7 protein-coding genes are annotated in these 24,117 nt (G+C 41.7%); 6 read left to right on the top strand and 1 reads right to left on the bottom strand.

Going from position 1 to position 24,117, the window contains the following annotated elements; all coding sequences use genetic code 11:
* Positions 1–129: 129 nt before the first annotated feature.
* Entirely contained in the window at positions 130–1,761 is a 1,632-nt protein-coding gene (locus tag AXK38_01905) for a sodium-dependent phosphate transporter (protein ID AMH88102.1), read from the bottom strand.
* 375 nt (positions 1,762–2,136) lie between these two features.
* Here AXK38_01905 and AXK38_01910 point away from each other — a divergent pair, with 375 nt between their 5' ends.
* From AXK38_01910 to AXK38_01935, 6 genes are all read left to right on the top strand, one after another.
* The gene (locus AXK38_01910; GenBank protein ID AMH89602.1) at positions 2,137–6,909 is read left to right on the top strand and encodes an endo-beta-N-acetylglucosaminidase; all 4,773 of its coding nucleotides are present in this window, start codon (positions 2,137–2,139) and stop codon (positions 6,907–6,909) included.
* 89 nt (positions 6,910–6,998) lie between these two features.
* Positions 6,999–8,195 carry a phosphoglycerate kinase gene (locus AXK38_01915; GenBank protein ID AMH88103.1) on the top strand — a complete coding sequence of 399 codons (1,197 nt, stop codon included), beginning with the start codon at positions 6,999–7,001 and terminating at the stop codon, positions 8,193–8,195.
* Between the two features lie 135 nt (positions 8,196–8,330).
* A complete protein-coding gene (locus AXK38_01920) occupies positions 8,331–8,858 on the top strand; it encodes a hypothetical protein (GenBank protein AMH88104.1) in 528 nt (175 codons plus the stop codon).
* 76 nt (positions 8,859–8,934) lie between these two features.
* Positions 8,935–9,291 (top strand): MerR family transcriptional regulator, encoded by a 357-nt coding sequence (locus AXK38_01925; protein AMH88105.1) that lies wholly within the window; start codon positions 8,935–8,937, stop codon positions 9,289–9,291.
* 36 nt (positions 9,292–9,327) lie between these two features.
* The gene (locus AXK38_01930) at positions 9,328–10,674 is read left to right on the top strand and encodes a glutamine synthetase (protein AMH88106.1); all 1,347 of its coding nucleotides are present in this window, start codon (positions 9,328–9,330) and stop codon (positions 10,672–10,674) included.
* A 923-nt stretch (positions 10,675–11,597) separates the two neighbouring features.
* Positions 11,598–24,113, top strand: coding sequence for a hypothetical protein (locus AXK38_01935; protein ID AMH88107.1), 12,516 nt, complete (start codon positions 11,598–11,600; stop codon positions 24,111–24,113).
* Positions 24,114–24,117: the final 4 nt, after the last annotated feature.

Genomic DNA, 24,117 nt, shown 5'->3' on the forward strand with positions numbered 1-24,117 from the left:
CATTTATACTCGTCGAAAATCAAATTCAAACCACGTCAACGTCGCCTTGCCGTACTCAAGTACAGCCTGTGGCTAGTTTCCTAGTTTGCTCTTTGATTTTCATTGAGTATTAGGATAGCTTCTTGGTTCTTAGATTTGTTCAGCGATGACCTTTTCAGCTAGATTCATAGCATGGTCTGATACACGAGTGTAGTGGGAAACAATATCGATAAAGTTGACCCCAGCTTGTGTTGAACACTCGCCCTTGTTGAGGCGTTTGATGTGGGTCTTTCTGAGAACACGTTCCATATTGTTGATTTCTTTATGGCGTTCAATCAGACTTTGAGCTTTTTCAATATCATTGTTTTCCACGCTATCAAGGGCATCCTTGATAAAGCCAGTGGTTTTTTGATAGATATCAGCCAATTCCTGCAAAGCAGCTTCAGAGAACTCAACGTTTTTACGTTGAAGGTAGTCGGTCAGATTGATTAGGGCTTCTGCGTGATCCCCAATCCGTTCCAAATCACGGGATGAATCCAGGATGTTTGTGAGCACTTCACTTTCTTTCTGGCTAAGGGCTTCACTTGAAAGAGTAATCAGGTAACGAGTCAATTTTTCATCAATGGTATTGATGGCTTCTTCTGTCTTGTGTCCTTTTTCAGCAACCTTTTCATTGAGGTCAATGATGTAGTTGTATGAAAGGTCAAAGGCTTTAGAAGCATAATTTCCCAAGTGAAGGAGTTCTTTTTTGGCATTTCCGAGAGCGATTGATGGAGCTTGTTTAATCAAATGCTCATCAAGATAAAGTGGCTCGTACTTGACAACTTCATCTTCACCAGGGATGAGCTTGGTTACAAAGTAAGCCAAGGCTCCGATGAATGGAAATTGTACAATGGTGTTACTTACGTTAAAGGCACCGTGAGAGAAGGCGATGGTCATCTCAGGTGAGAGGTGAAGGAGTGCTTGGAAGTACTCAATCATAGACGTAAATGGACCTAATAAGATTAAGCAAAGAACAGTCCCTAAAACGTTAAAGGTAACGTGGGTTGCAGCAACGCGTTTCGCAGAGACATTGGCTCCAGCTGCCGCGATGATAACGGTTAGAGTTGTCCCGATATTATCCCCGAAGAGAACTGGTAGAGAACCTTTAAGGTCAAGGAATCCACCTGCATAGAGACCTTGCAAAATCCCGATTGTCGCAGAAGAAGCTTGGATAAGAACGGTAATCACTGCACCGGCAAAAACTCCCAACACAGGATTTTGTCCCAAGGTTACCATATATTCCTTGAATTGTGGTAAATCTTTAAGCGGACTCATACCGGCACTGATGAGGTTGAGGGCATAGAAGATTCCCCCTACACCAAACAGGATGCGCCCGATATTGTTTGCTGTTCTATTTTTGGTAAAGAAGAGGAACATGGTTCCAAGGAAAATCAGGGGTAAAGCATACTCGCCAAGCTTGAAACCGATGATAAAGGAAGTAACAGTGGTTCCTATGTTGGCTCCCATGATAATTCCGATAGCCTGTCTAAGAGTTAGAAGACTAGCGCTGACCAGTCCAACCGTGATAACTGTAACCCCTGTACTTGACTGAATCAGGGCAGTTACGACAATCCCGACTAGAACACCTAAAAAGGGATTGCTAGTGTACTTGTCAATGTAAAAGCGAAGGCGATCTCCAGCAGCTTGTTGCAAACCGTCTCCCATGGTCTTGATACTATATAAAAATAGTCCTAGACCACCTAAAAAGTGAAATAAAATTTCCTGCCAATTGATGGACATTTCTTTTTCCTCCGAAAAATAATAACGGAATTTCTCCTATTCTATTTTAAAGGATAAAAGTAAATCTAACAAGTATTAAGCTAAGATTTTAGAAAGAAAATTCGTGAGAATGGATCTTAATTATATTAATTTTACCAATTTCTAACCTAGATATAGGCATTTCCTTTTATATATTGACATTTAAAAGAAATATCTTAAAATGAGGGAGGAATTATCTTGGTCCCTGTGATTGGGATAAAAATTTTATAAAGAAAGTTAAGCGCTTTCTTTTGTGCAACAAAATCAATCTTTTAGGAGGAGAAAATGAAGAATCCATTTTTTGAAAGACGTTGTCGTTACAGTATTCGTAAGTTATCAGTAGGAGCCTGCTCGCTGATGATTGGTGCTGTTTTATTTGCTGGTCCAGCCTTGGCTGAAGAAACTGCAGTTCCTGAAAATAGCGGAGCTAATACAGCGCTTGTTTCAGGAGAGAGTGGGCATCCAACTAGTGAAGCCGACAAGCAGAATGAAGGGGAACGTACTGGAGAAAACAAGCTAGAAAAGGCAGAAGGAGCAGAGACAGCATCTGAAACTGCTTCGCCAGCAAGCAATGAAGCTGCAACTACTGAAACCGCAGAAGCAGTAAGTATAGCTAAACCAGAGGAAAAAGCAAGTGAGGTGGCTGCAGAAACACCATCTGCCACATCAAAACCAAAGTCTGACAAGGAAACGGAAGCAAAGCCTGAAGCAACTAGCCAAGGAGATGAGTCTAAGCCAGCAGCAGAAGCTAATAAGACTGAAAAAGAAGTCCAGCCAGATGTCCCTAAAAATACAGAAAAAACATTAAAACCAAAGGAAATCAAATTTAATTCTTGGGAAGATTTGTTGAAATGGGAACCAGGAGCTCGTGAAGATGATGCTATTAACCGCGGGTCTGTCGCTCTCGCTTCACGTCGGACAGGTCATTTAGTCAATGAAAAAGCTAGCAAGGAAGCAAAAGTTCAAGCCCTATCCAACACCAATTCTAAAGCAAAAGACCACGCTTCTGTTGGTGGAGAAGAGTTCAAAGCTTATGCTTTTGACTATTGGCAATATCTAGATTCAATGGTCTTCTGGGAAGGTCTCGTACCAACTCCTGACATTATTGATGCAGGTCACCGTAACGGGGTTCCTGTATATGGTACACTTTTCTTCAACTGGTCTAATAGTATTGCAGATCAAGAAAGATTTGCTGAAGCTTTGAAGCAAGACCCAGATGGTAGCTTCCCAATTGCCCGTAAATTGGTGGATATGGCCAAGTATTATGGCTATGATGGCTATTTCATCAACCAAGAAACGACTGGGAATTTGGTTGAACCTCTTGGAGAAAAGATGCGCCAGTTTATGCTCTATACCAAGGAGTATGCTGCTAAGGTAAACCATCCAATCAAGTATTCTTGGTACGATGCTATGACCTATAACTATGGACGCTACCACCAAGATGGTTTGGGAGAATACAACTACCAATTCATGCAACCTGAAGGGGATAAGGTTCCAGCAGATAACTTCTTTGCTAACTTTAACTGGGATAAGGCTAAAAATGATTACACTATTGCAACTGCCAACTGGATTGGCCGTAATCCTTATGACGTATTTGCAGGTTTGGAATTGCAACAGGGTGGTTCCTACAAGACCAAGGTCAAATGGAATGACATTTTAGATGACAATGGGAAATTGCGACTTTCTCTTGGTTTGTTCGCCCCAGATACCATTACAAGTTTAGGAAAAACTGGTGAAGATTACCATAAGAATGAAGATATCTTCTTTACAGGTTATCAAGGAGACCCTACTGGTCAAAAACCAGCTGACAAAGATTGGTATGGTATTGCTAACCTAGTTGCGGACCGCACGCCAGCAGTAGGTCATACTTTTACTACTTCCTTTAATACAGGTCATGGGAGAAAATGGTTCGTAGATGGTAAGGTTTCTAAGGATTCTGAGTGGAATTACCGTTCAGTATCAGGTGTTCTTCCAACATGGCGCTGGTGGCAAAAATCAACTGGTGATAAGTTGAAAGCAAGCTATGATTTTGAAGATGCTTATAATGGTGGAACGTCTCTCAAATTTGCAGGGGATATTTCAGGTGCGACCAAGCAAGATGTGAATCTGTACTCTACTCGTTTGAAGGTGACAGATACAACTAAATTGCATGTTGCCCACAAAGGAGGCAAGGGTACCAAGGTTTATGTAGAATTTGCAACTAAGAAAGATTATACCTACGGTGATGAAGCTGCCCGTAAAGAATTGACAGTTTCAGATAACTGGACTACCGATGATTTTGATTTGAGTGCCTTGGCAGGTAAAACAATTTACGGTATTAAACTCTATTTTGAAAATGACAAAGACTTAAAAGGTTATCAATTTAACTTGGGGCAATTGACCATCAGCAATCATCAAGATGCTCCTCAGGCCCCAACCACAGTAGCTGTAGCCAAACAAGTCCTTAAAAATGCCCAAGAAGCGGAAGCAGTTGTGCAATTTAAAGGCAACAAGGATGCAGATTTCTATGAAGTTTACGAAAAAAATGGAGACAGCTGGAAATTACTAACTGGCTCATCTTCTACAACTATTTATCTACCAAAAGTTAGCCGCTCAGCAAGTGCTCAGGGTACAACTCAAGAACTGAAGGTTGTAGCAGTTGGTAAAAATGGGGTTCGTTCAGAAGCCGCCACCACAACCTTTGATTGGGGTATGACTGTCAAAGATACCAGTCTACCAAAACCACTAGCTGAAAATATCGTTCCAGGTGCAACAGTTATTGATAGTACTTTCCCTAAGACTGAAGGTGGAGAAGGTATTGAAGGTATGTTGAATGGTACCATTACCAGTCTGTCTGACAAGTGGTCTTCTGGACAATTAAGTGGTAGTGTGGATATTCGTTTGACCCAGCCACGTACAGTTGTTAGATGGGTGATGGACCATGCTGGAGCTGGTGGAGAATCTGTAAACGACGGTTTGATGAATACTAAAGACTTTGATCTTTATTATAAAGATGCGGATGGTCAATGGAAGTTAGCTAAGGAAGTTCGTGGCAATAAAGCCCATGTTACAGATATTACCCTTGATAAACCAATCACAGCTCAAGATTGGCGCTTGAATGTTGTCACTTCTGACAATGGAACTCCATGGAAGGCTATTCGTATCTATAACTGGAAAATGTATGAAAAGCTTGATACTGAAAGTATCAATATTCCAATGGCCAAGGCTGCGGCCCGTTCTCTAGGCAATAACAAGGTACAAGTTGGCTTTGCAGATGTACCAGCTGGAGCAACCATTACCGTTTATGATAATCCAAATTCTCAAGCTCCGCTTGCAACCTTGAAGAGCGAAGTTGGAGGAGACCTAGCAAGTGCACCATTGGATTTGACAAATCAATCTGGTCTTCTTTACTATCGTACCCAGTTGCCAGGCAAGGAAATTAGTAATGTCCTAGCAGTTTCCGTTCCAAAAGATGACAGAAGAATCAAGTCAGTCAGCCTAGAAACAGGACCTAAGAAAACAAGCTACACCGAAGGGGAGGATTTGGACCTTAGAGGAGGTGTTCTTCGAGTTCAGTATGAAGGTGGAGCTGAGGACGAACTTATTCGCCTAACTCACGCAGGTGTATCAGTATCAGGCTTCGATATGCATCATAAGGGAGAACAAAATCTTACTTTACAATATTTGGGGCAACCGGTACATGCTAATTTATCAGTGACTGTTACGAGTCAAGATGAAGCAAGTCCGAAAACTATTTTGGGAATTGAAGTAAGTCAGGAGCCGAAAAAAGATTACCTAGTTGGTGATAACTTAGACTTGTCTGAAGGACGCTTTGCAGTGGCTTATAGCAATGACACCATGGAAGAACATTCCTTTACTGATGAGGGAGTTGAAATTTCTGGTTACGATGCTCAAAAGACTGGTCGTCAAACCTTGACGCTTCGTTACCAAGGTCATGAAGTCAACTTTGATGTTTTGGTATCTCCAAAAGCAGCACTAAACGATGAGTACCTCAAACAAGAAATTACTGCTGTCCAAGGTCGTCAGTCAACGGTTGCTTACACCTTCTCTAGTGAAGACAAACAAGCGACGCTAGTAGAGAAGCTCAATGGAGCGAAAGCTGTTGCAGAAAATCATGGTGCCAGTCAGGAAGATGTTAATCAGGCTTTGAATGAATTGAAACAAGCAGGCGCAAACTTGGATGGCAATCAGCGTTACGAGGCTGCTAGGAAAGAATTAGAAGGCTTACTCGAATCCATCCGCGAAAAATATCCTAAATCAGAACTAATTGCGCAAGCAGAGGCTTTGTTGGTATCACAAGCACCAACTCCACAAGCTTTTGCGGACATGAAAGAACAGCTGAATAAGAAACTAGCTCCTGCAGCAGAAAGCCATCACGTTGGTAGCCAGGATCCAAATGAAGTAGCCCCAACAGTTGAAGCCCTCTCTGGACTAGTTGTGGAAATTGAAACAATTGCCTTCGAACACCAAGAACGTCTAACTCCAAATCTCCCAGTTGGTCAACGTCAACTTGTTCAAGCAGGGGTTGAGGGACAAATTCGTCGCTTGATTGAAGTAGATAGTCAAGGTAATCGTACTCTTCGCGCTACAGAAGTTTTGAAAGAAGCAAGTCCTGAAATCGTGGAAGTAGGTACTGGTCTCATCCCTGCCAATCCAGCGCCACAAACCACAGTCCTTCCAAAACCTACCAATCAACCGGCGTCTGACCAACAAAAGGCTCCTAAGTTGGAAGTCCAAGAGGAAAAGGTTGCCTTTGATCGTCAAGAACATGAAAATGCTGAGTTGCTAGTTGGGGAACAACGAGTCATCATACAGGGACGAGATGGTCTGTTAAGACATGTCTTTGAAGTTGATGAAAACGGTCAGCGTCGCCTTCGTTCAACAGAAGTCATCCAAGAGGCGATTCCAGAAATTGTTGAAATTGGTACAAAAGTACAAACAGAACCAGCAGCAGTGGTTACACAGGAAAAACCAGTCCAAAATACAGCAATTAAATCAGAAGAAGCAAGCACCCAATTGCCAAATACAGGTACTGCTGATGCCAATGAAGCCCTAATAGCAGGATTGACCAGTCTTGGTCTTGCTAGTTTAGCATTGACATTGAAACAGAAAAAAGAAGAGGAAGATTAAATATCGAAAAATCTTGTGAAATCTTTCCTTATATTTCCAAAGTGTGATATAATAGTTTCGAATAAAATAAATAAAGGGGTTTTTGTAACATGGCAAAACTTACTGTTAAAGACGTTGACTTGAAAGGTAAAAAAGTCCTCGTTCGTGTGGACTTCAACGTACCATTGAAAGATGGCGTAATCACTAACGACAACCGTATCACAGCAGCTCTTCCAACTATTAAGTACATCATCGAACAAGGTGGACGTGCAATTCTTTTCTCTCACCTTGGACGTGTGAAAGAAGAAGCTGATAAAGCTGGAAAATCACTTGCTCCTGTAGCAGCTGACTTGGCTGCTAAATTGGGTCAAGATGTTGTTTTCCCAGGTGTCACTCGTGGTGCTGAATTGGAAGCAGCTATCAACGCTCTTGAAGATGGACAAGTTCTTTTGGTTGAAAACACTCGTTACGAAGATGTTGATGGCAAGAAAGAATCTAAAAACGATCCTGAACTTGGTAAATACTGGGCATCACTTGGAGATGGTATTTTCGTAAACGATGCATTCGGTACAGCTCACCGTGCACACGCATCTAACGTTGGTATCTCAGCAAACGTTGAAAAAGCAGTTGCTGGTTTCCTTCTTGAAAACGAAATTGCCTACATCCAAGAAGCAGTTGAAGCTCCAGAACGTCCATTCGTGGCTATCCTTGGTGGTTCAAAAGTTTCAGACAAAATCGGTGTTATCGAAAACTTGCTTGAAAAAGCTGATAAAGTCCTTATCGGTGGTGGTATGACTTACACATTCTACAAAGCACAAGGTATCGAAATCGGTAACTCACTTGTAGAAGAAGACAAATTGGATGTTGCGAAAGCTCTTCTTGAAAAAGCAAACGGTAAATTGATCTTGCCAGTTGACTCAAAAGAAGCTAACGCATTTGCTGGTTACACTGAAGTACGTGACACTGAAGGTGAAGCAGTTTCTGAAGGCTTCCTTGGTCTTGACATCGGTCCAAAATCTATCGCTAAATTTGACGAAGCTTTGACTGGTGCCAAAACAGTTGTATGGAACGGACCTATGGGTGTGTTTGAAAACCCAGACTTCCAAGCTGGAACAATCGGTGTGATGGACGCTATCGTGAAACAACCAGGCGTTAAATCAATCATCGGTGGTGGTGACTCAGCTGCCGCAGCGATTAACCTTGGCCGTGCAGACAAGTTCTCATGGATCTCTACTGGTGGTGGAGCATCAATGGAACTTCTTGAAGGTAAAGTTCTTCCAGGTCTTGCAGCCTTGACAGAAAAATAAGATTTCATAAATGAATCAAAGAAGAGAGGGATGAAAGTTCCTCTTTTCTTTTGCTTGAAATAAAAACGCTTCCTCTCAACTATTACTCATAAAAATCACCGATTTATGATAAAATGGAAATAGAAAGTTGAGATTATGAGTTATTTTAAAAAATATAAATTCGATAAATCCCAGTTCAAACTTGGTATGCGAACTTTTAAAACAGGTATTGCTGTTTTTCTAGTTCTCTTAATTTTTGGCTTTTTTGGCTGGAAAGGTCTTCAAATCGGTGCTTTGACAGCCGTTTTTAGCTTGAGGGAGAGTTTTGATAAGAGTGTTCATTTTGGGACTTCGCGCATTCTAGGAAATAGTATCGGTGGCTTCTATGCTCTGGTCTTCTTCCTATTAAATGGCTTTTTCCATGAAGCTTTTTGGGTAACTTTAGTAGTTGTTCCAATCTGCACCATGTTAACCATTATGACAAATGTGGCCATGAATAACAAAGCGGGCGTTATTGGCGGTGTAGCGGCCATGTTAATCATTACCCTATCGATTCCGAGCGGAGAGACAATTTTGTACGTATTTGCTCGTGTATCGGAAACTTTCATGGGAGTTTTTGTTGCAATTCTCGTAAATTACGATATTGATCGCATTCGGCTCTTTTTAGAGAAAAAAGAAAAATAATGTTACATTTTATAACATTATCAATTGACGTTTGTCTTTTTTTAGACTATAATAGACAGAAAGAAGGAAATTGTAAATGAAGGAAAAAGAATTTCGCCGAAACATGGCTGTTTTTCCTATTGGCAGTGTTATGAAGTTGACAGATCTATCGGCACGTCAGATTCGTTATTATGAAGATCAAGAGTTGATTAAACCTGATCGAAATGAAGGGAACCGTCGCATGTATTCCTTGAATGACATGGATCGTCTGCTTGAAATCAAAGATTATATCTCAGAAGGTTATAATATCGCTGCCATTAAGAAAAAATATGCTGAACGTGAAGCGAAGTCCAAGAAAGTGGTGAGTCAGACTGAGGTGCGTCGTGCACTTCACAATGAACTTCTCCAACAGGGACGTTTTGCTTCAGTACGATCACCTTTTGGTCGCGGTTAGGCAACCGCAAGTAGTCATAGATTAAGGAGAAAACTCATGCCAATCACAGCTGCAGATATTCGTCGTGAAGTCAAGGAAAAAAATGTTACCTTTATCCGTCTCATGTTCTCAGATATTTTGGGAACGATGAAAAACGTCGAAATTCCTGCTACAGATGAACAATTAGATAAGGTCTTGTCAAATAAGGCTATGTTTGATGGATCTTCTATTGAAGGTTTTGTACGTATCAATGAGTCAGATATGTACTTGTACCCAGACTTGGATACATGGACAGTCTTCCCGTGGGGAGATGAAAATGGAAGTGTTGCAGGTTTAATCTGTGATGTCTATACAACAGAAGGTGAACCATTTGCAGGTGACCCTCGTGGCAATTTGAAACGAGCTCTTCGTCACATGGAAGAAGTAGGATTCAAATCTTTCAACCTTGGACCAGAGCCAGAATTCTTCTTATTTAAACTAGATGAAAATGGTGACCCAACACTTGAAGTAAATGACAAGGGTGGCTACTTTGATTTGGCGCCTACGGACCTTGCGGACAACACACGTCGTGAGATTGTCAATGTCTTGACTAAAATGGGATTTGAAGTAGAAGCGAGTCACCACGAGGTTGCGGTTGGACAGCATGAAATTGACTTCAAGTACGATGAAGTTCTCCGTGCTTGTGATAAGATTCAAATCTTTAAACTTGTTGTTAAAACCATTGCTCGCAAACATGGTCTTTACGCAACCTTTATGGCCAAACCAAAATTTGGTATTGCTGGGTCAGGTATGCACTGTAATATGTCCCTGTTTGATGCAGAAGGAAACAATGCCTTCTTTGATCCAAATGATCCAAAAGGAATGCAGTTGTCAGAAACGGCCTATCATTTCCTTGGCGGTTTGATCAAGCATGCTTACAACTATACTGCCATCATGAATCCAACCGTTAACTCATACAAACGTTTGGTTCCAGGTTATGAAGCGCCTGTTTACATTGCTTGGGCTGGTCGTAACCGTTCGCCACTTGTGCGCGTACCTGCTTCACGTGGCATGGGAACTCGTCTTGAGTTACGTTCAGTGGATCCGATGGCAAACCCATACATCGCTATGGCGGTTCTTTTGGAAGTTGGTTTGCATGGTATTGAAAACAAAATCGAAGCACCAGCTCCTATCGAAGAAAATATCTACATTATGACAGCAGAAGAGCGTAAGGAAGCTGGCATTACAGACCTTCCATCAACCCTTCACAACGCTTTGAAGGCTTTGACTGAAGATGAAGTTGTCAGAGCGGCTCTTGGAGAACATATCTATACTAGTTTCCTTGAAGCCAAACGAATCGAATGGGCAAGTTATGCAACCTTCGTTTCACAATGGGAAATTGATAACTATTTAGATTTATATTAATGGTACAGAAAGGTTGTCCGTTTGGGCAACCTTTTTATGTTGTTCTAAAGACTGGAGTACTTACATTTAGTCTTTTGTAGATTACTAATATTCTTCGAAAATCTCTTCAAACCACGTCAGCGTTATCTGCAACCTCAAAGCTATACTTTGAGCAGCTTGCGGCTAGCTTCCTAGTTTGCTCTTTGATTTTCATTGAGCATAAGTTTATTATAGTAGATTGGAAGATAATGAATTGAGTCTAGGATTGTCCAAAATAATTCCTAACAATGTTTTAGAAGTCGTGTTATACTATTGCGACTTAAATATGATATAGTGTTTTCATATTGCTCATACTCTTCTATTTTCATTGAGTATCAGCTATAAAGATCGATTACAATATGTCTTTTATGCGCTTCAGTTAGATGAGTGTAATAGATGAGAAGTTTTTTTATTTTTTCTTGAATTGAGGTTTTATCGTCTATAGTATGCTGTAATCTACATGAATATAAGGTGTGTTTGTCATAAATTGATTTGATGCATTTGATGTTTTTATATTAAATTTTCTGATATTTCTTTAATAAGGATAATTGCTATTTTTGTAAAAATCAAGCTACTAAAATTTTATAGTTTAGTCCTAATTAGTAAATATACAAATTCATACATAGAGGGTAGTTCCACCTCTTGCATATATATATATATATATATATATATATATGCAAGAGGTGGAACTTATTTTATCCATACAGGAATCAATAGTTTAAAGATTTTTTGTCATGTATTAATCGCTCTTTTTTCAACGAAAATCTTACTATTCTAGGAACTGCTTCGTTATAAAAATACTCTATAGTTGTTAATTATTTATTACAGATATCGTTTTACTATATCAACTTATTGTGATAAACTATATATAGTTATGTCATTTTAAAAATAGAAAGGAAAAATTTATGTTTGGACATAAGAATAATAGGAATGGTGAAAAAGTTTTTCGCTATTCGATTAGAAAGTACCATTTTGGTGCTGCTAGTGTAGCTATAGCTGCCCTCTTGTTTTTTGCAAATGGAGTAGCTAGAGCAGATAGTCTATCTGTATCCCCTGATACAGCAACGACTGAGAAGACCCTAAATGATGAGGGTAGGAGTAGGGCTAAGGAAGAACCCTTGCCAGATAGTCAAGAGCTTGCTGAAAGGAATTTGGAAGAAAAAACTACAAAAGTTGTTGATAAATCAGCCCTTCTTCAAGTGATGGATGAGCTTAAAGATATTGTAGTTAAGGTAAAAGAAAGTAAACTTGCTCCATTGTCTAATCAGCTTCTTCAGCTTACTGATGAAAGCAAACGTTTGCTTTCTGATAAGGATGCTAAATCAGAGGATATTGATCAACATATTCTAAAAATTAGAAAGCTGATAGAAACATTAAAAGAGCAAGAAAGTAGTGCTAGTCAACCTGAGCGGAAAGAAGAGAGTAAGGTGCCTTCTGCTGAAGCGGTAGACGAGACTGCTAATCAGGCTGAAAGTAGCAATGCTAAGGATTCTTTACTAGAAGATAAGAGCACGAATGAGGCTGCTACTGAAGTTCGTAAAGAAGAAACTTCTAGAGATAGCTCAAAACCTACTGTGACAGCTTCCGATAGAAGCTTAAACAAGGTAGATAAGGAAGCTAATAGTCTAGAACTGCCAAACAAAGATAATAAACTGTTGCCGATAGATACGAAAAGTAATCTTGTAGATGAGGCGACAGAGGATGTTCTTGATAAGAAGAAAAAAGGTTATTCTGGGTTTAGAATAGCTCATTATGCAGCTCGATCAATTGATCGAGCTGTAGCTGGAAATCTCGACTCAGGTACTATCAGTGGTGATGGAGTTAAACAGTTTGAAAATCTTCATTATGACATTGATGGTGATCGTACTATTTGGAGAGTGGCTGTCCGTCCGGCTCATAAGAATCATGCTTGGGCTGGTATTGCAGTTACATCAGATGATACTATTGAAAATATTCGTGTAGTAGAAAGAGGTGGAGCTGGTGGTAGTGTACTAGAAGAGAGAGAAATTTCCAGAGGACGCCCTGCTAGTACGCCTTTCTCTAATTATAAGATGTTTATTGGTCACTACAGACTTATTGGTGGAGCTGTGCCAGATAGAATAGTCTATGAAGTAACTACTAGAGGAACACATCACAATCTTTTTGCTCGCTTTGCGACCGCTATTGTACAGAATACTCTTGAAAATTCTGGCTTAAGTGGTAAGGCGGCGATTACAAGTCGAAATTCAGACTTCCCTGCTGTAGGTATCCATGTCAATGCAGTAGGCGCTCCTACTGTTAACCACAACTATACTCGAACCAACGACACTGTACGTATGCAGACTGTACCGTCAACAGATAATCAATTATCAGGGACTGGGAAACCAGGAGCGACTATTTCTGTTAAGAAAAATGGAAATACTTTTAAGAAGACAAAAGTTGATGGAAGTGGTCATTGGGTTGTTTCACTAGATGCTGGTTTAAATAGTAATCTATCAGATACTGGAGAACAACTTGTACCGAAAGATAAGATAACAGTAACTCAAAGTGTTGATGGCAAAGAGAGTGAAGCAACGAATGTGGATGTTTCATTAGGACGTTCATGGATTGATCATTCACCGGGACATCCTGTAGGTGAGGTTACATCTAATCAACGTAATATTAAATTATTTGTACCACATGATGCAGGGATGGCGTATTTGAAGTATAGAGATACGAATAATCAAGAGCATCAAGTTGCAATTAGACGTACTACGATTAATCAACAATGGCAATCTCTTCAAAGTAATCTAGCAACTGTTACTTCAGTAGATAATACAAGTAATAAGTTCTATTCTATCATCAATTTACGATTGAATAGTGATATGAAAGTAGGATCTCAAACGTCTGTTATTTCAAATATGAAAGAAGGCGGTTACGGAAGTCTTGAGGGATGGAAACCTGTCAATGTAGTAGAGGCTCCATTAACATCTGGTGCTCACATCGAGAGTGACTTAACAGGGAAAGCAAGTATACCTGCAGACGTCAGAGTAAAAGCACCAGTAGGTTCAACAGTAAAACTTTACGATAATAATGATGTACTGATAGGAGAAGCTCAAGCTGGAAATGATGGCTATGCAATGGTACATCCTCGAAATAGTTTACCTGAAGGGCAAATTAGAGCGACTTCAACACCTGTTGGAGGTAAAGAATCAGCAAAAAGTGACCCTGTGAATGTTACGAGAACTCAAATAGGTCATGGAGGAGCGAAACAAGTTTCTTCCGAAGGTAAAGCAAGAGCTACTATCGGAGTGGATAAAGAATGGGTTACAGCATATCGTGGAGATCATGTCGAAGTTAATGTTTCTACTTATGCAAAATATCTAGAAAAATTTTTGCCAAATCCAAATACTAGAGGCCATGTCAAAGGATTAGAAGAATCAGGCGGTTTCTTAGTAACAGCTCAATCCACCCCTGAAACGGCTCGTACGGGAAAAACTAGTGGAACGATTGCAATGGATCAGCCCCTAGGACCAACGGTTCTTAATTATTATGTTGTAAGCAAGACAACAACAGCTAATTATGGACGCCATAATGCTGGTTCAAGTACAAATGTTAGCACAACCATTAACGTCCTTGAAGTAGCGAAAAAATATGATATTTCTATTGACAAAAAAATTACAGTAGACAATCCAAATGCTGTAAGTACTCCAGAAAAAGAGAAAATCATTGCGGCGATTAAAGAGAAAAACAATAGAACATATACAGATGCAGCGTACAGAGCATTATTAGATCAGGCTACTTATTCAGTAGATGAAAAAGGGAATGTTACCATCACTTATCCCGATAATTCAGTAGATAAAGTAGCTTCATCATATACGATTCAAAAACGTCCAGTAATAGAAACATCCTTAGTAGATAAGGCGGATACTCAAACACCTATAACTGTATCAGCAGACCCAGGATCTAAGGTAAAACTTTACGATCACTCAAGCCATGAATTGGGAGAAGGTACGGCAAATGAAAGTGGTCGAGTTACTATTAATCCTACAAGACCGATTCCAAATGGAAATGTAACAGCAAAAGCAACTGATAATCGTGATAATACAACAGATGCAAGTGCTCCAAAACAAGCAACAGTACCTGCACCGCAAGCTTTGACTATTCAGCAACCTAGTCATGGATCAACAAGTGTAACTATTACTCCACAAGGCAGAACAGATATTATCTCTGCGGTTATTCAAGGGAAAAAAGTTAAAATTGAAAAGGAAGGCTCTGGACGTTATAAGACGTTAGAAAATGCAGCGAATGTACGAATTTCACCAAATGCAAATGGAAGTGTAACCTTTGAATTACCTTCAGGTACAAGCTTTGAAACCCTAGATAGAATTCAAGCTACTGCAGAAAATAAAGATATTACGGTAGCTTCAGGAATAAGGTCATCTCAAGAGGTTAGTCAATATGTACTAGCAAATAAAGGAGAGAAAGTACCTGTAAAAGATATTAATCGTTTAACTTCAGAAGATAAAGAGAGAGTTAAAACAGCCTATGAAAAAGCAAATCCAGGTATCAATAAGTCAGAAGTAACTGTAGGAAGTAACGGAGATATTACTTACAATCACCAAGGTAGAGGATCTGTGCAAAAAGGTGTTGCAAAAACATCTGATAATGTTGTTCTAGATAATGTAGCTCCAGGTAAACCAACGATTCCAACTAACTTGACGGATAAAGCTGGAACTAGAACTCAAATTGAAGTAGATACAGAACCAGGTGCATCTGTTGTTGTATATGATCATGGCGGTCAAGAACTAGGACGAGGTGTAGCGAACGCAAATGGTAAAGCGGTTATCAATCCGACTAAGGAAATTCCTAAAGGTAATGTTACAGCTAAAGCAACAGATGAAGCAGGAAATATCTCACAACCAAGTGATGCTAAAGTTGCTACTTTCCAAGATTTCACACCAAAAGTTCCTTCTAAGACACCTGTTACAAAAGTAACGTCTTTAACACCGGATGAGGTTAATCAGGTTAAGAAAAAAGTTTCAGATGCTAACCCTGGTAAAGAAGTGCAAGTATCAAGTAATGGTACTGCTACTGTAACTGATCCTAAATCAAGGATATCTCATCAAATATCTGGAGATAAGTTAGTTGAATCAAACGATAAGATTAGACCAACAGTTGAAATTCCTTATGACAATCCAGCTAGACAAGAGATTTATGTTTATTCTGGGGAAACAAATAACATTACAATCAAAGTAAAAGATAACTCAGGAAAAATATCTAAATCATATCTTGCATTTGCAGCTAATGATAGAAGAGGATTAGGAACAGAGGATAATAGCTATTTAGGTGGAGGAAATAGTAGTGGATTATACCTGACAGCGACTAAAATCCACACAGATACACCAACTTCAGAAAACCAACCAGCAACAATTACAGTAAGTGGAAATCTTAATAATCAGCCATTTACAGGTGAAAAATCAATTACTCGCTATGTATTTGCTGAAGATCCAAGTGGAAATACAAACTATGATCACGTAGGTCATGCGGATGATACTGGCGCACTAGGACGCGTTAAATTTGTGTGGAAATCACAGACATCGAAATATGATGCACAAGCTCCAGGAACACCAGTTCTATTAGATAATGCAGATGCTGCAAAAATTCAAGAAGCAGTAAAACAAGCAAATCCAACATTTAGTGATAAGATTAAATCTGTAACAGTAAGTGGAAATAATGTTATAGTAACTTATAATGACAATAGTACAGATACACTAGAGGGTTCAAGAGTATACAAAGTACGAGATTCAAAACCAACACCACCAACAGCAACAGCACCAAGTGATGGAACAGTTACAGTAACACCAACAGGTGATGCTGATAAAATAATTGTTAATTACACAGATGAACAACAAAACTCTAAAGTAGTAACAGTAGTTAAATCTGAAAATGGAACATGGTCATCACCAGATAAGCCAGCCGGAGTAACTGTTGATCCAAGAACAGGAACGTTGTTAATTCCAGCTGAAGGTGTTAAAGATAGAAGTCAGGTAACAGCAACAGCTACGAAAGGTGATAGTAGACCATCAGATCCAAAAATAGTTACAGCGCAGCCTAAAGATTTCACCCCAGTGAAACCAGACGAGAAAGTTCCAGTTAAAGACAAAGCGCACTTAACTCCAGAAGAGAAAAAACAAGTGGAAGACAAAGTCAAAGCGAAGAACCCAGGTAAGGAAGTCACTGTAGGCGAAGACGGCACTGCAACGTTGAAAGATCCAACAACCGGCATCAGTCACCAAATTCCAGGAAGTGACTTGGTCAACCAAGATTTCACCCCAGTGAAACCAGACGAGAAAGTTCCAGTTAAAGACAAAGCGCACTTAACTCCAGAAGAGAAAAAACAAGTGGAAGACAAAGTCAAAGCGAAGAACCCAGGTAAGGAAGTCACTGTAGGCGAAGACGGCACCGCAACGTTGAAAGATCCAACAACCGGCATCAGTCACCAAATTCCAGGAAGTGACTTGGTCAACCAAGGATTCACCCCAGTGAAACCAGACGAGAAAGTTCCAGTTAAAGACAAAGCGCACTTAACTCCAGAAGAGAAAAAACAAGTGGAAGACAAAGTCAAAGCGAAGAACCCAGGTAAGGAAGTCACTGTAGGCGAAGACGGCACCGCAACGTTGAAAGATCCAACAACCGGCATCAGTCACCAAATTCCAGGAAGTGACTTGGTCAACCAAGATTTCACCCCAGTGAAACCAGACGAGAAAGTTCCAGTTAAAGACAAAGCGCACTTAACTCCAGAAGAGAAAAAACAAGTGGAAGATAAAGTCAAAGCGAAGAACCCAGGTAAGGAAGTCACTGTAGGCGAAGACGGCACCGCAACGTTGAAAGATCCAACAACCGGCATCAGTCACCAAATTCCAGGAAGTGACTTGGTCAACCAAGATTTCACCCCAGTGAAACCAGACGAGAAAGTTCCAGTTAAAGACAAAGCGCACTTAACTCCAGAAGAGAAAAAACAAGTGGAAGACAAAGTCAAAGCGAAGAACCCAGGTAAGGAAGTCACTGTAGGCGAAGACGGCACCGCAACGTTGAAAGATCCAACAACCGGCATCAGTCACCAAATTCCAGGAAGTGACTTGGTCAACCAAGATTTCACCCCAGTGAAACCAGACGAGAAAGTTCCAGTTAAAGACAAAGCGCACTTAACTCCAGAAGAGAAAAAACAAGTGGAAGACAAAGTCAAAGCGAAGAACCCAGGTAAGGAAGTCACTGTAGGCGAAGACGGCACCGCAACGTTGAAAGATCCAACAACCGGCATCAGTCACCAAATTCCAGGAAGTGACTTGGTCAACCAAGGATTCACCCCAGTGAAACCAGACGAGAAAGTTCCAGTTAAAGACAAAGCGCACTTAACTCCAGAAGAGAAAAAACAAGTGGAAGACAAAGTCAAAGCGAAGAACCCAGGTAAGGAAGTCACTGTAGGCGAAGACGGCACCGCAACGTTGAAAGATCCAACAACCGGCATCAGTCACCAAATTCCAGGAAGTGACTTGGTCAACCAAGGATTCACCCCAGTGAAACCAGACGAGAAAGTTCCAGTTAAAGACAAAGCGCACTTAACTCCAGAAGAGAAAAAACAAGTGGAAGACAAAGTCAAAGCGAAGAACCCAGGTAAGGAAGTCACTGTAGGCGAAGACGGCACCGCAACGTTGAAAGATCCAACAACCGGCATCAGTCACCAAATTCCAGGAAGTGACTTGGTCAACCAAGATTTCACCCCAGTGAAACCAGACGAGAAAGTTCCAGTTAAAGACAAAGCGCACTTAACTCCAGAAGAGAAAAAACAAGTGGAAGATAAAGTCAAAGCGAAGAACCCAGGTAAGGAAGTCACTGTAGGCGAAGACGGCACCGCAACGTTGAAAGATCCAACAACCGGCATCAGTCACCAAATTCCAGGAAGTGACTTGGTCAACCAAGATTTCACCCCAGTGAAACCAGACGAGAAAGTTCCAGTTAAAGACAAAGCGCACTTAACTCCAGAAGAGAAAAAACAAGTGGAAGACAAAGTCAAAGCGAAGAACCCAGGTAAGGAAGTCACTGTAGGCGAAGACGGCACCGCAACGTTGAAAGATCCAACAACCGGCATCAGTCACCAAATTCCAGGAAGTGACTTGGTCAACCAAGATTTCACCCCAGTGAAACCAGACGAGAAAGTTCCAGTTAAAGACAAAGCGCACTTAACTCCAGAAGAGAAAAAACAAGTGGAAGACAAAGTCAAAGCGAAGAACCCAGGTAAGGAAGTCACTGTAGGCGAAGACGGCACCGCAACGTTGAAAGATCCAACAACCGGCATCAGTCACCAAATTCCAGGAAGTGACTTGGTCAACCAAGATTTCACCCCAGTGAAACCAGACGAGAAAGTTCCAGTTAAAGACAAAGCGCACTTAACTCCAGAAGAGAAAAAACAAGTGGAAGACAAAGTCAAAGCGAAGAACCCAGGTAAGGAAGTCACTGTAGGCGAAGACGGCACTGCAACGTTGAAAGATCCAACAACCGGCATCAGTCACCAAATTCCAGGAAGTGACTTGGTCAACCAAGATTTCACCCCAGTGAAACCAGACGAGAAAGTTCCAGTTAAAGACAAAGCGCACTTAACTCCAGAAGAGAAAAAACAAGTGGAAGACAAAGTCAAAGCGAAGAACCCAGGTAAGGAAGTCACTGTAGGCGAAGACGGCACTGCAACGTTGAAAGATCCAACAACCGGCATCAGTCACCAAATTCCAGGAAGTGACTTGGTCAACCAAGGATTCACCCCAGTGAAACCAGACGAGAAAGTTCCAGTTAAAGACAAAGCGCACTTAACTCCAGAAGAGAAAAAACAAGTGGAAGACAAAGTCAAAGCGAAGAACCCAGGTAAGGAAGTCACTGTAGGCGAAGACGGCACTGCAACGTTGAAAGATCCAACAACCGGCATCAGTCACCAAATTCCAGGAAGTGACTTGGTCAACCAAGATTTCACCCCAGTGAAACCAGACGAGAAAGTTCCAGTTAAAGACAAAGCGCACTTAACTCCAGAAGAGAAAAAACAAGTGGAAGACAAAGTCAAAGCGAAGAACCCAGGTAAGGAAGTCACTGTAGGCGAAGACGGCACCGCAACGTTGAAAGATCCAACAACCGGCATCAGTCACCAAATTCCAGGAAGTGACTTGGTCAACCAAGGATTCACCCCAGTGAAACCAGACGAGAAAGTTCCAGTTAAAGACAAAGCGCACTTAACTCCAGAAGAGAAAAAACAAGTGGAAGACAAAGTCAAAGCGAAGAACCCAGGTAAGGAAGTCACTGTAGGCGAAGACGGCACCGCAACGTTGAAAGATCCAACAACCGGCATCAGTCACCAAATTCCAGGAAGTGACTTGGTCAACCAAGATTTCACCCCAGTGAAACCAGACGAGAAAGTTCCAGTTAAAGACAAAGCGCACTTAACTCCAGAAGAGAAAAAACAAGTGGAAGACAAAGTCAAAGCGAAGAACCCAGGTAAGGAAGTCACTGTAGGCGAAGACGGCACTGCAACGTTGAAAGATCCAACAACCGGCATCAGTCACCAAATTCCAGGAAGTGACTTGGTCAACCAAGATTTCACCCCAGTGAAACCAGACGAGAAAGTTCCAGTTAAAGACAAAGCGCACTTAACTCCAGAAGAGAAAAAACAAGTGGAAGACAAAGTCAAAGCGAAGAACCCAGGTAAGGAAGTCACTGTAGGCGAAGACGGCACCGCAACGTTGAAAGATCCAACAACCGGCATCAGTCACCAAATTCCAGGAAGTGACTTGGTCAACCAAGGATTCACCCCAGTGAAACCAGACGAGAAAGTTCCAGTTAAAGACAAAGCGCACTTAACTCCAGAAGAGAAAAAACAAGTGGAAGACAAAGTCAAAGCGAAGAACCCAGGTAAGGAAGTCACTGTAGGCGAAGACGGCACTGCAACGTTGAAAGATCCAACAACCGGCATCAGTCACCAAATTCCAGGAAGTGACTTGGTCAACCAAGATTTCACCCCAGTGAAACCAGACGAGAAAGTTCCAGTTAAAGACAAAGCGCACTTAACTCCAGAAGAGAAAAAACAAGTGGAAGACAAAGTCAAAGCGAAGAACCCAGGTAAGGAAGTCACTGTAGGCGAAGACGGCACTGCAACGTTGAAAGATCCAACAACCGGCATCAGTCACCAAATTCCAGGAAGTGACTTGGTCAACCAAGATTTCACCCCAGTGAAACCAGACGAGAAAGTTCCAGTTAAAGACAAAGCGCACTTAACTCCAGAAGAGAAAAAACAAGTGGAAGACAAAGTCAAAGCGAAGAACCCAGGTAAGGAAGTCACTGTAGGCGAAGACGGCACCGCAACGTTGAAAGATCCAACAACCGGCATCAGTCACCAAATTCCAGGAAGTGACTTGGTCAACCAAGGATTCACCCCAGTGAAACCAGACGAGAAAGTTCCAGTTAAAGACAAAGCGCACTTAACTCCAGAAGAGAAAAAACAAGTGGAAGACAAAGTCAAAGCGAAGAACCCAGGTAAGGAAGTCACTGTAGGCGAAGACGGCACCGCAACGTTGAAAGATCCAACAACCGGCATCAGTCACCAAATTCCAGGAAGTGACTTGGTCAACCAAGATTTCACCCCAGTGAAACCAGACGAGAAAGTTCCAGTTAAAGACAAAGCGCACTTAACTCCAGAAGAGAAAAAACAAGTGGAAGATAAAGTCAAAGCGAAGAACCCAGGTAAGGAAGTCACTGTAGGCGAAGACGGCACCGCAACGTTGAAAGATCCAACAACCGGCATCAGTCACCAAATTCCAGGAAGTGACTTGGTCAACCAAGATTTCACCCCAGTGAAACCAGACGAGAAAGTTCCAGTTAAAGACAAAGCGCACTTAACTCCAGAAGAGAAAAAACAAGTGGAAGACAAAGTCAAAGCGAAGAACCCAGGTAAGGAAGTCACTGTAGGCGAAGACGGCACCGCAACGTTGAAAGATCCAACAACCGGCATCAGTCACCAAATTCCAGGAAGTGACTTGGTCAACCAAGATTTCACCCCAGTGAAACCAGACGAGAAAGTTCCAGTTAAAGACAAAGCGCACTTAACTCCAGAAGAGAAAAAACAAGTGGAAGACAAAGTCAAAGCGAAGAACCCAGGTAAGGAAGTCACTGTAGGCGAAGACGGCACCGCAACGTTGAAAGATCCAACAACCGGCATCAGTCACCAAATTCCAGGAAGTGACTTGGTCAACCAAGATTTCACCCCAGTGAAACCAGACGAGAAAGTTCCAGTTAAAGACAAAGCGCACTTAACTCCAGAAGAGAAAAAACAAGTGGAAGACAAAGTCAAAGCGAAGAACCCAGGTAAGGAAGTCACTGTAGGCGAAGACGGCACTGCAACGTTGAAAGATCCAACAACCGGCATCAGTCACCAAATTCCAGGAAGTGACTTGGTCAACCAAGATTTCACCCCAGTGAAACCAGACGAGAAAGTTCCAGTTAAAGACAAAGCGCACTTAACTCCAGAAGAGAAAAAACAAGTGGAAGACAAAGTCAAAGCGAAGAACCCAGGTAAGGAAGTCACTGTAGGCGAAGACGGCACTGCAACGTTGAAAGATCCAACAACCGGCATCAGTCACCAAATTCCAGGAAGTGACTTGGTCAACCAAGGATTCACCCCAGTGAAACCAGACGAGAAAGTTCCAGTTAAAGACAAAGCGCACTTAACTCCAGAAGAGAAAAAACAAGTGGAAGACAAAGTCAAAGCGAAGAACCCAGGTAAGGAAGTCACTGTAGGCGAAGACGGCACTGCAACGTTGAAAGATCCAACAACCGGCATCAGTCACCAAATTCCAGGAAGTGACTTGGTCAACCAAGATTTCACCCCAGTGAAACCAGACGAGAAAGTTCCAGTTAAAGACAAAGCGCACTTAACTCCAGAAGAGAAAAAACAAGTGGAAGACAAAGTCAAAGCGAAGAACCCAGGTAAGGAAGTCACTGTAGGCGAAGACGGCACCGCAACGTTGAAAGATCCAACAACCGGCATCAGTCACCAAATTCCAGGAAGTGACTTGGTCAACCAAGGATTCACCCCAGTGAAACCAGACGAGAAAGTTCCAGTTAAAGACAAAGCGCACTTAACTCCAGAAGAGAAAAAACAAGTGGAAGACAAAGTCAAAGCGAAGAACCCAGGTAAGGAAGTCACTGTAGGCGAAGACGGCACCGCAACGTTGAAAGATCCAACAACCGGCATCAGTCACCAAATTCCAGGAAGTGACTTGGTCAACCAAGATTTCACCCCAGTGAAACCAGACGAGAAAGTTCCAGTTAAAGACAAAGCGCACTTAACTCCAGAAGAGAAAAAACAAGTGGAAGACAAAGTCAAAGCGAAGAACCCAGGTAAGGAAGTCACTGTAGGCGAAGACGGCACTGCAACGTTGAAAGATCCAACAACCGGCATCAGTCACCAAATTCCAGGAAGTGACTTGGTCAACCAAGATTTCACCCCAGTGAAACCAGACGAGAAAGTTCCAGTTAAAGACAAAGCGCACTTAACTCCAGAAGAGAAAAAACAAGTGGAAGACAAAGTCAAAGCGAAGAACCCAGGTAAGGAAGTCACTGTAGGCGAAGACGGCACCGCAACGTTGAAAGATCCAACAACCGGCATCAGTCACCAAATTCCAGGAAGTGACTTGGTCAACCAAGACTCTGGTGTAAACGGTATTCCAGAAGTATCTCCAAGTCAACCAGCCTACACCGATCCAGTAGGAACAAGTAGTACAGATGGCGAAGGCAACCTAATTACCCCACCGACTGTAGAAGTGCCAGCGTATACCGATCCAGTAGGTACAAGTAGTACAGATGGCGAAGGCAACCTAATTACCCCACCAAGTGTCGAAGTTCCAGCCTATACCGATCCAGTGGGCACAAGTAGTACGGATGGTGAAGGTAACTTGATTACGCCACCAAGTGTCGAAGTTCCAGCCTACACCGATCCAGTAGGTACAAGTAGTACAGATGGCGAAGGCAACGTAATCACACCACCGACTGTAGAAGTGCCAGCGTATACCGATCCAGTAGGCACAAGTAGTACGGATGGCGAAGGCAATGTCATTACTCCACCGACTGTAGAAGTTCCAGCCTACACAGGCAGTGTTAACGGCATTCCAGAAGTTACCCCAGCTCAACCAGACTATGAAGGTAGTGTAAATAGTATTCCAGAAGAAATACCAGCTCAGCCAGATTACGACGGTAGTGCTAATGAAATGTCAGAGGGAACGCCAACATCTGAAACTACAATAAATAAAGATCGACAACTTCCAAATACAGGAACAGAGAAATCAAATACATCACTTGTTGTAGCTCTCTTAGCAGCTATGACTGGTGGACTTCTCATTTCACGAAAACGGAAGGAAGAAGAGTGACGAT

This window comes from Streptococcus mitis, from assembly GCA_001560895.1.
GTDB classification, from domain to species: Bacteria; Bacillota; Bacilli; order Lactobacillales; family Streptococcaceae; genus Streptococcus; species Streptococcus mitis_Q.

Bases quoted from the DNA above. Each gene is read 5' to 3' on its own strand.
- AXK38_01905 (AMH88102.1), bottom strand. From the start codon at position 1,761: ATGTCCATCAATTGGCAGGAAATTTTATTTCACTTTTTAGGTGGTCTA.
- AXK38_01930 (AMH88106.1), top strand. From the start codon at position 9,328: ATGCCAATCACAGCTGCAGATATTCGTCGTGAAGTCAAGGAAAAAAAT.
- AXK38_01915 (AMH88103.1), top strand. From the start codon at position 6,999: ATGGCAAAACTTACTGTTAAAGACGTTGACTTGAAAGGTAAAAAAGTC.
- AXK38_01935 (AMH88107.1), top strand. From the start codon at position 11,598: ATGTTTGGACATAAGAATAATAGGAATGGTGAAAAAGTTTTTCGCTAT.
- AXK38_01910 (AMH89602.1), top strand. From the start codon at position 2,137: ATGATTGGTGCTGTTTTATTTGCTGGTCCAGCCTTGGCTGAAGAAACT.
- AXK38_01920 (AMH88104.1), top strand. From the start codon at position 8,331: ATGAGTTATTTTAAAAAATATAAATTCGATAAATCCCAGTTCAAACTT.
- AXK38_01925 (AMH88105.1), top strand. From the start codon at position 8,935: ATGAAGGAAAAAGAATTTCGCCGAAACATGGCTGTTTTTCCTATTGGC.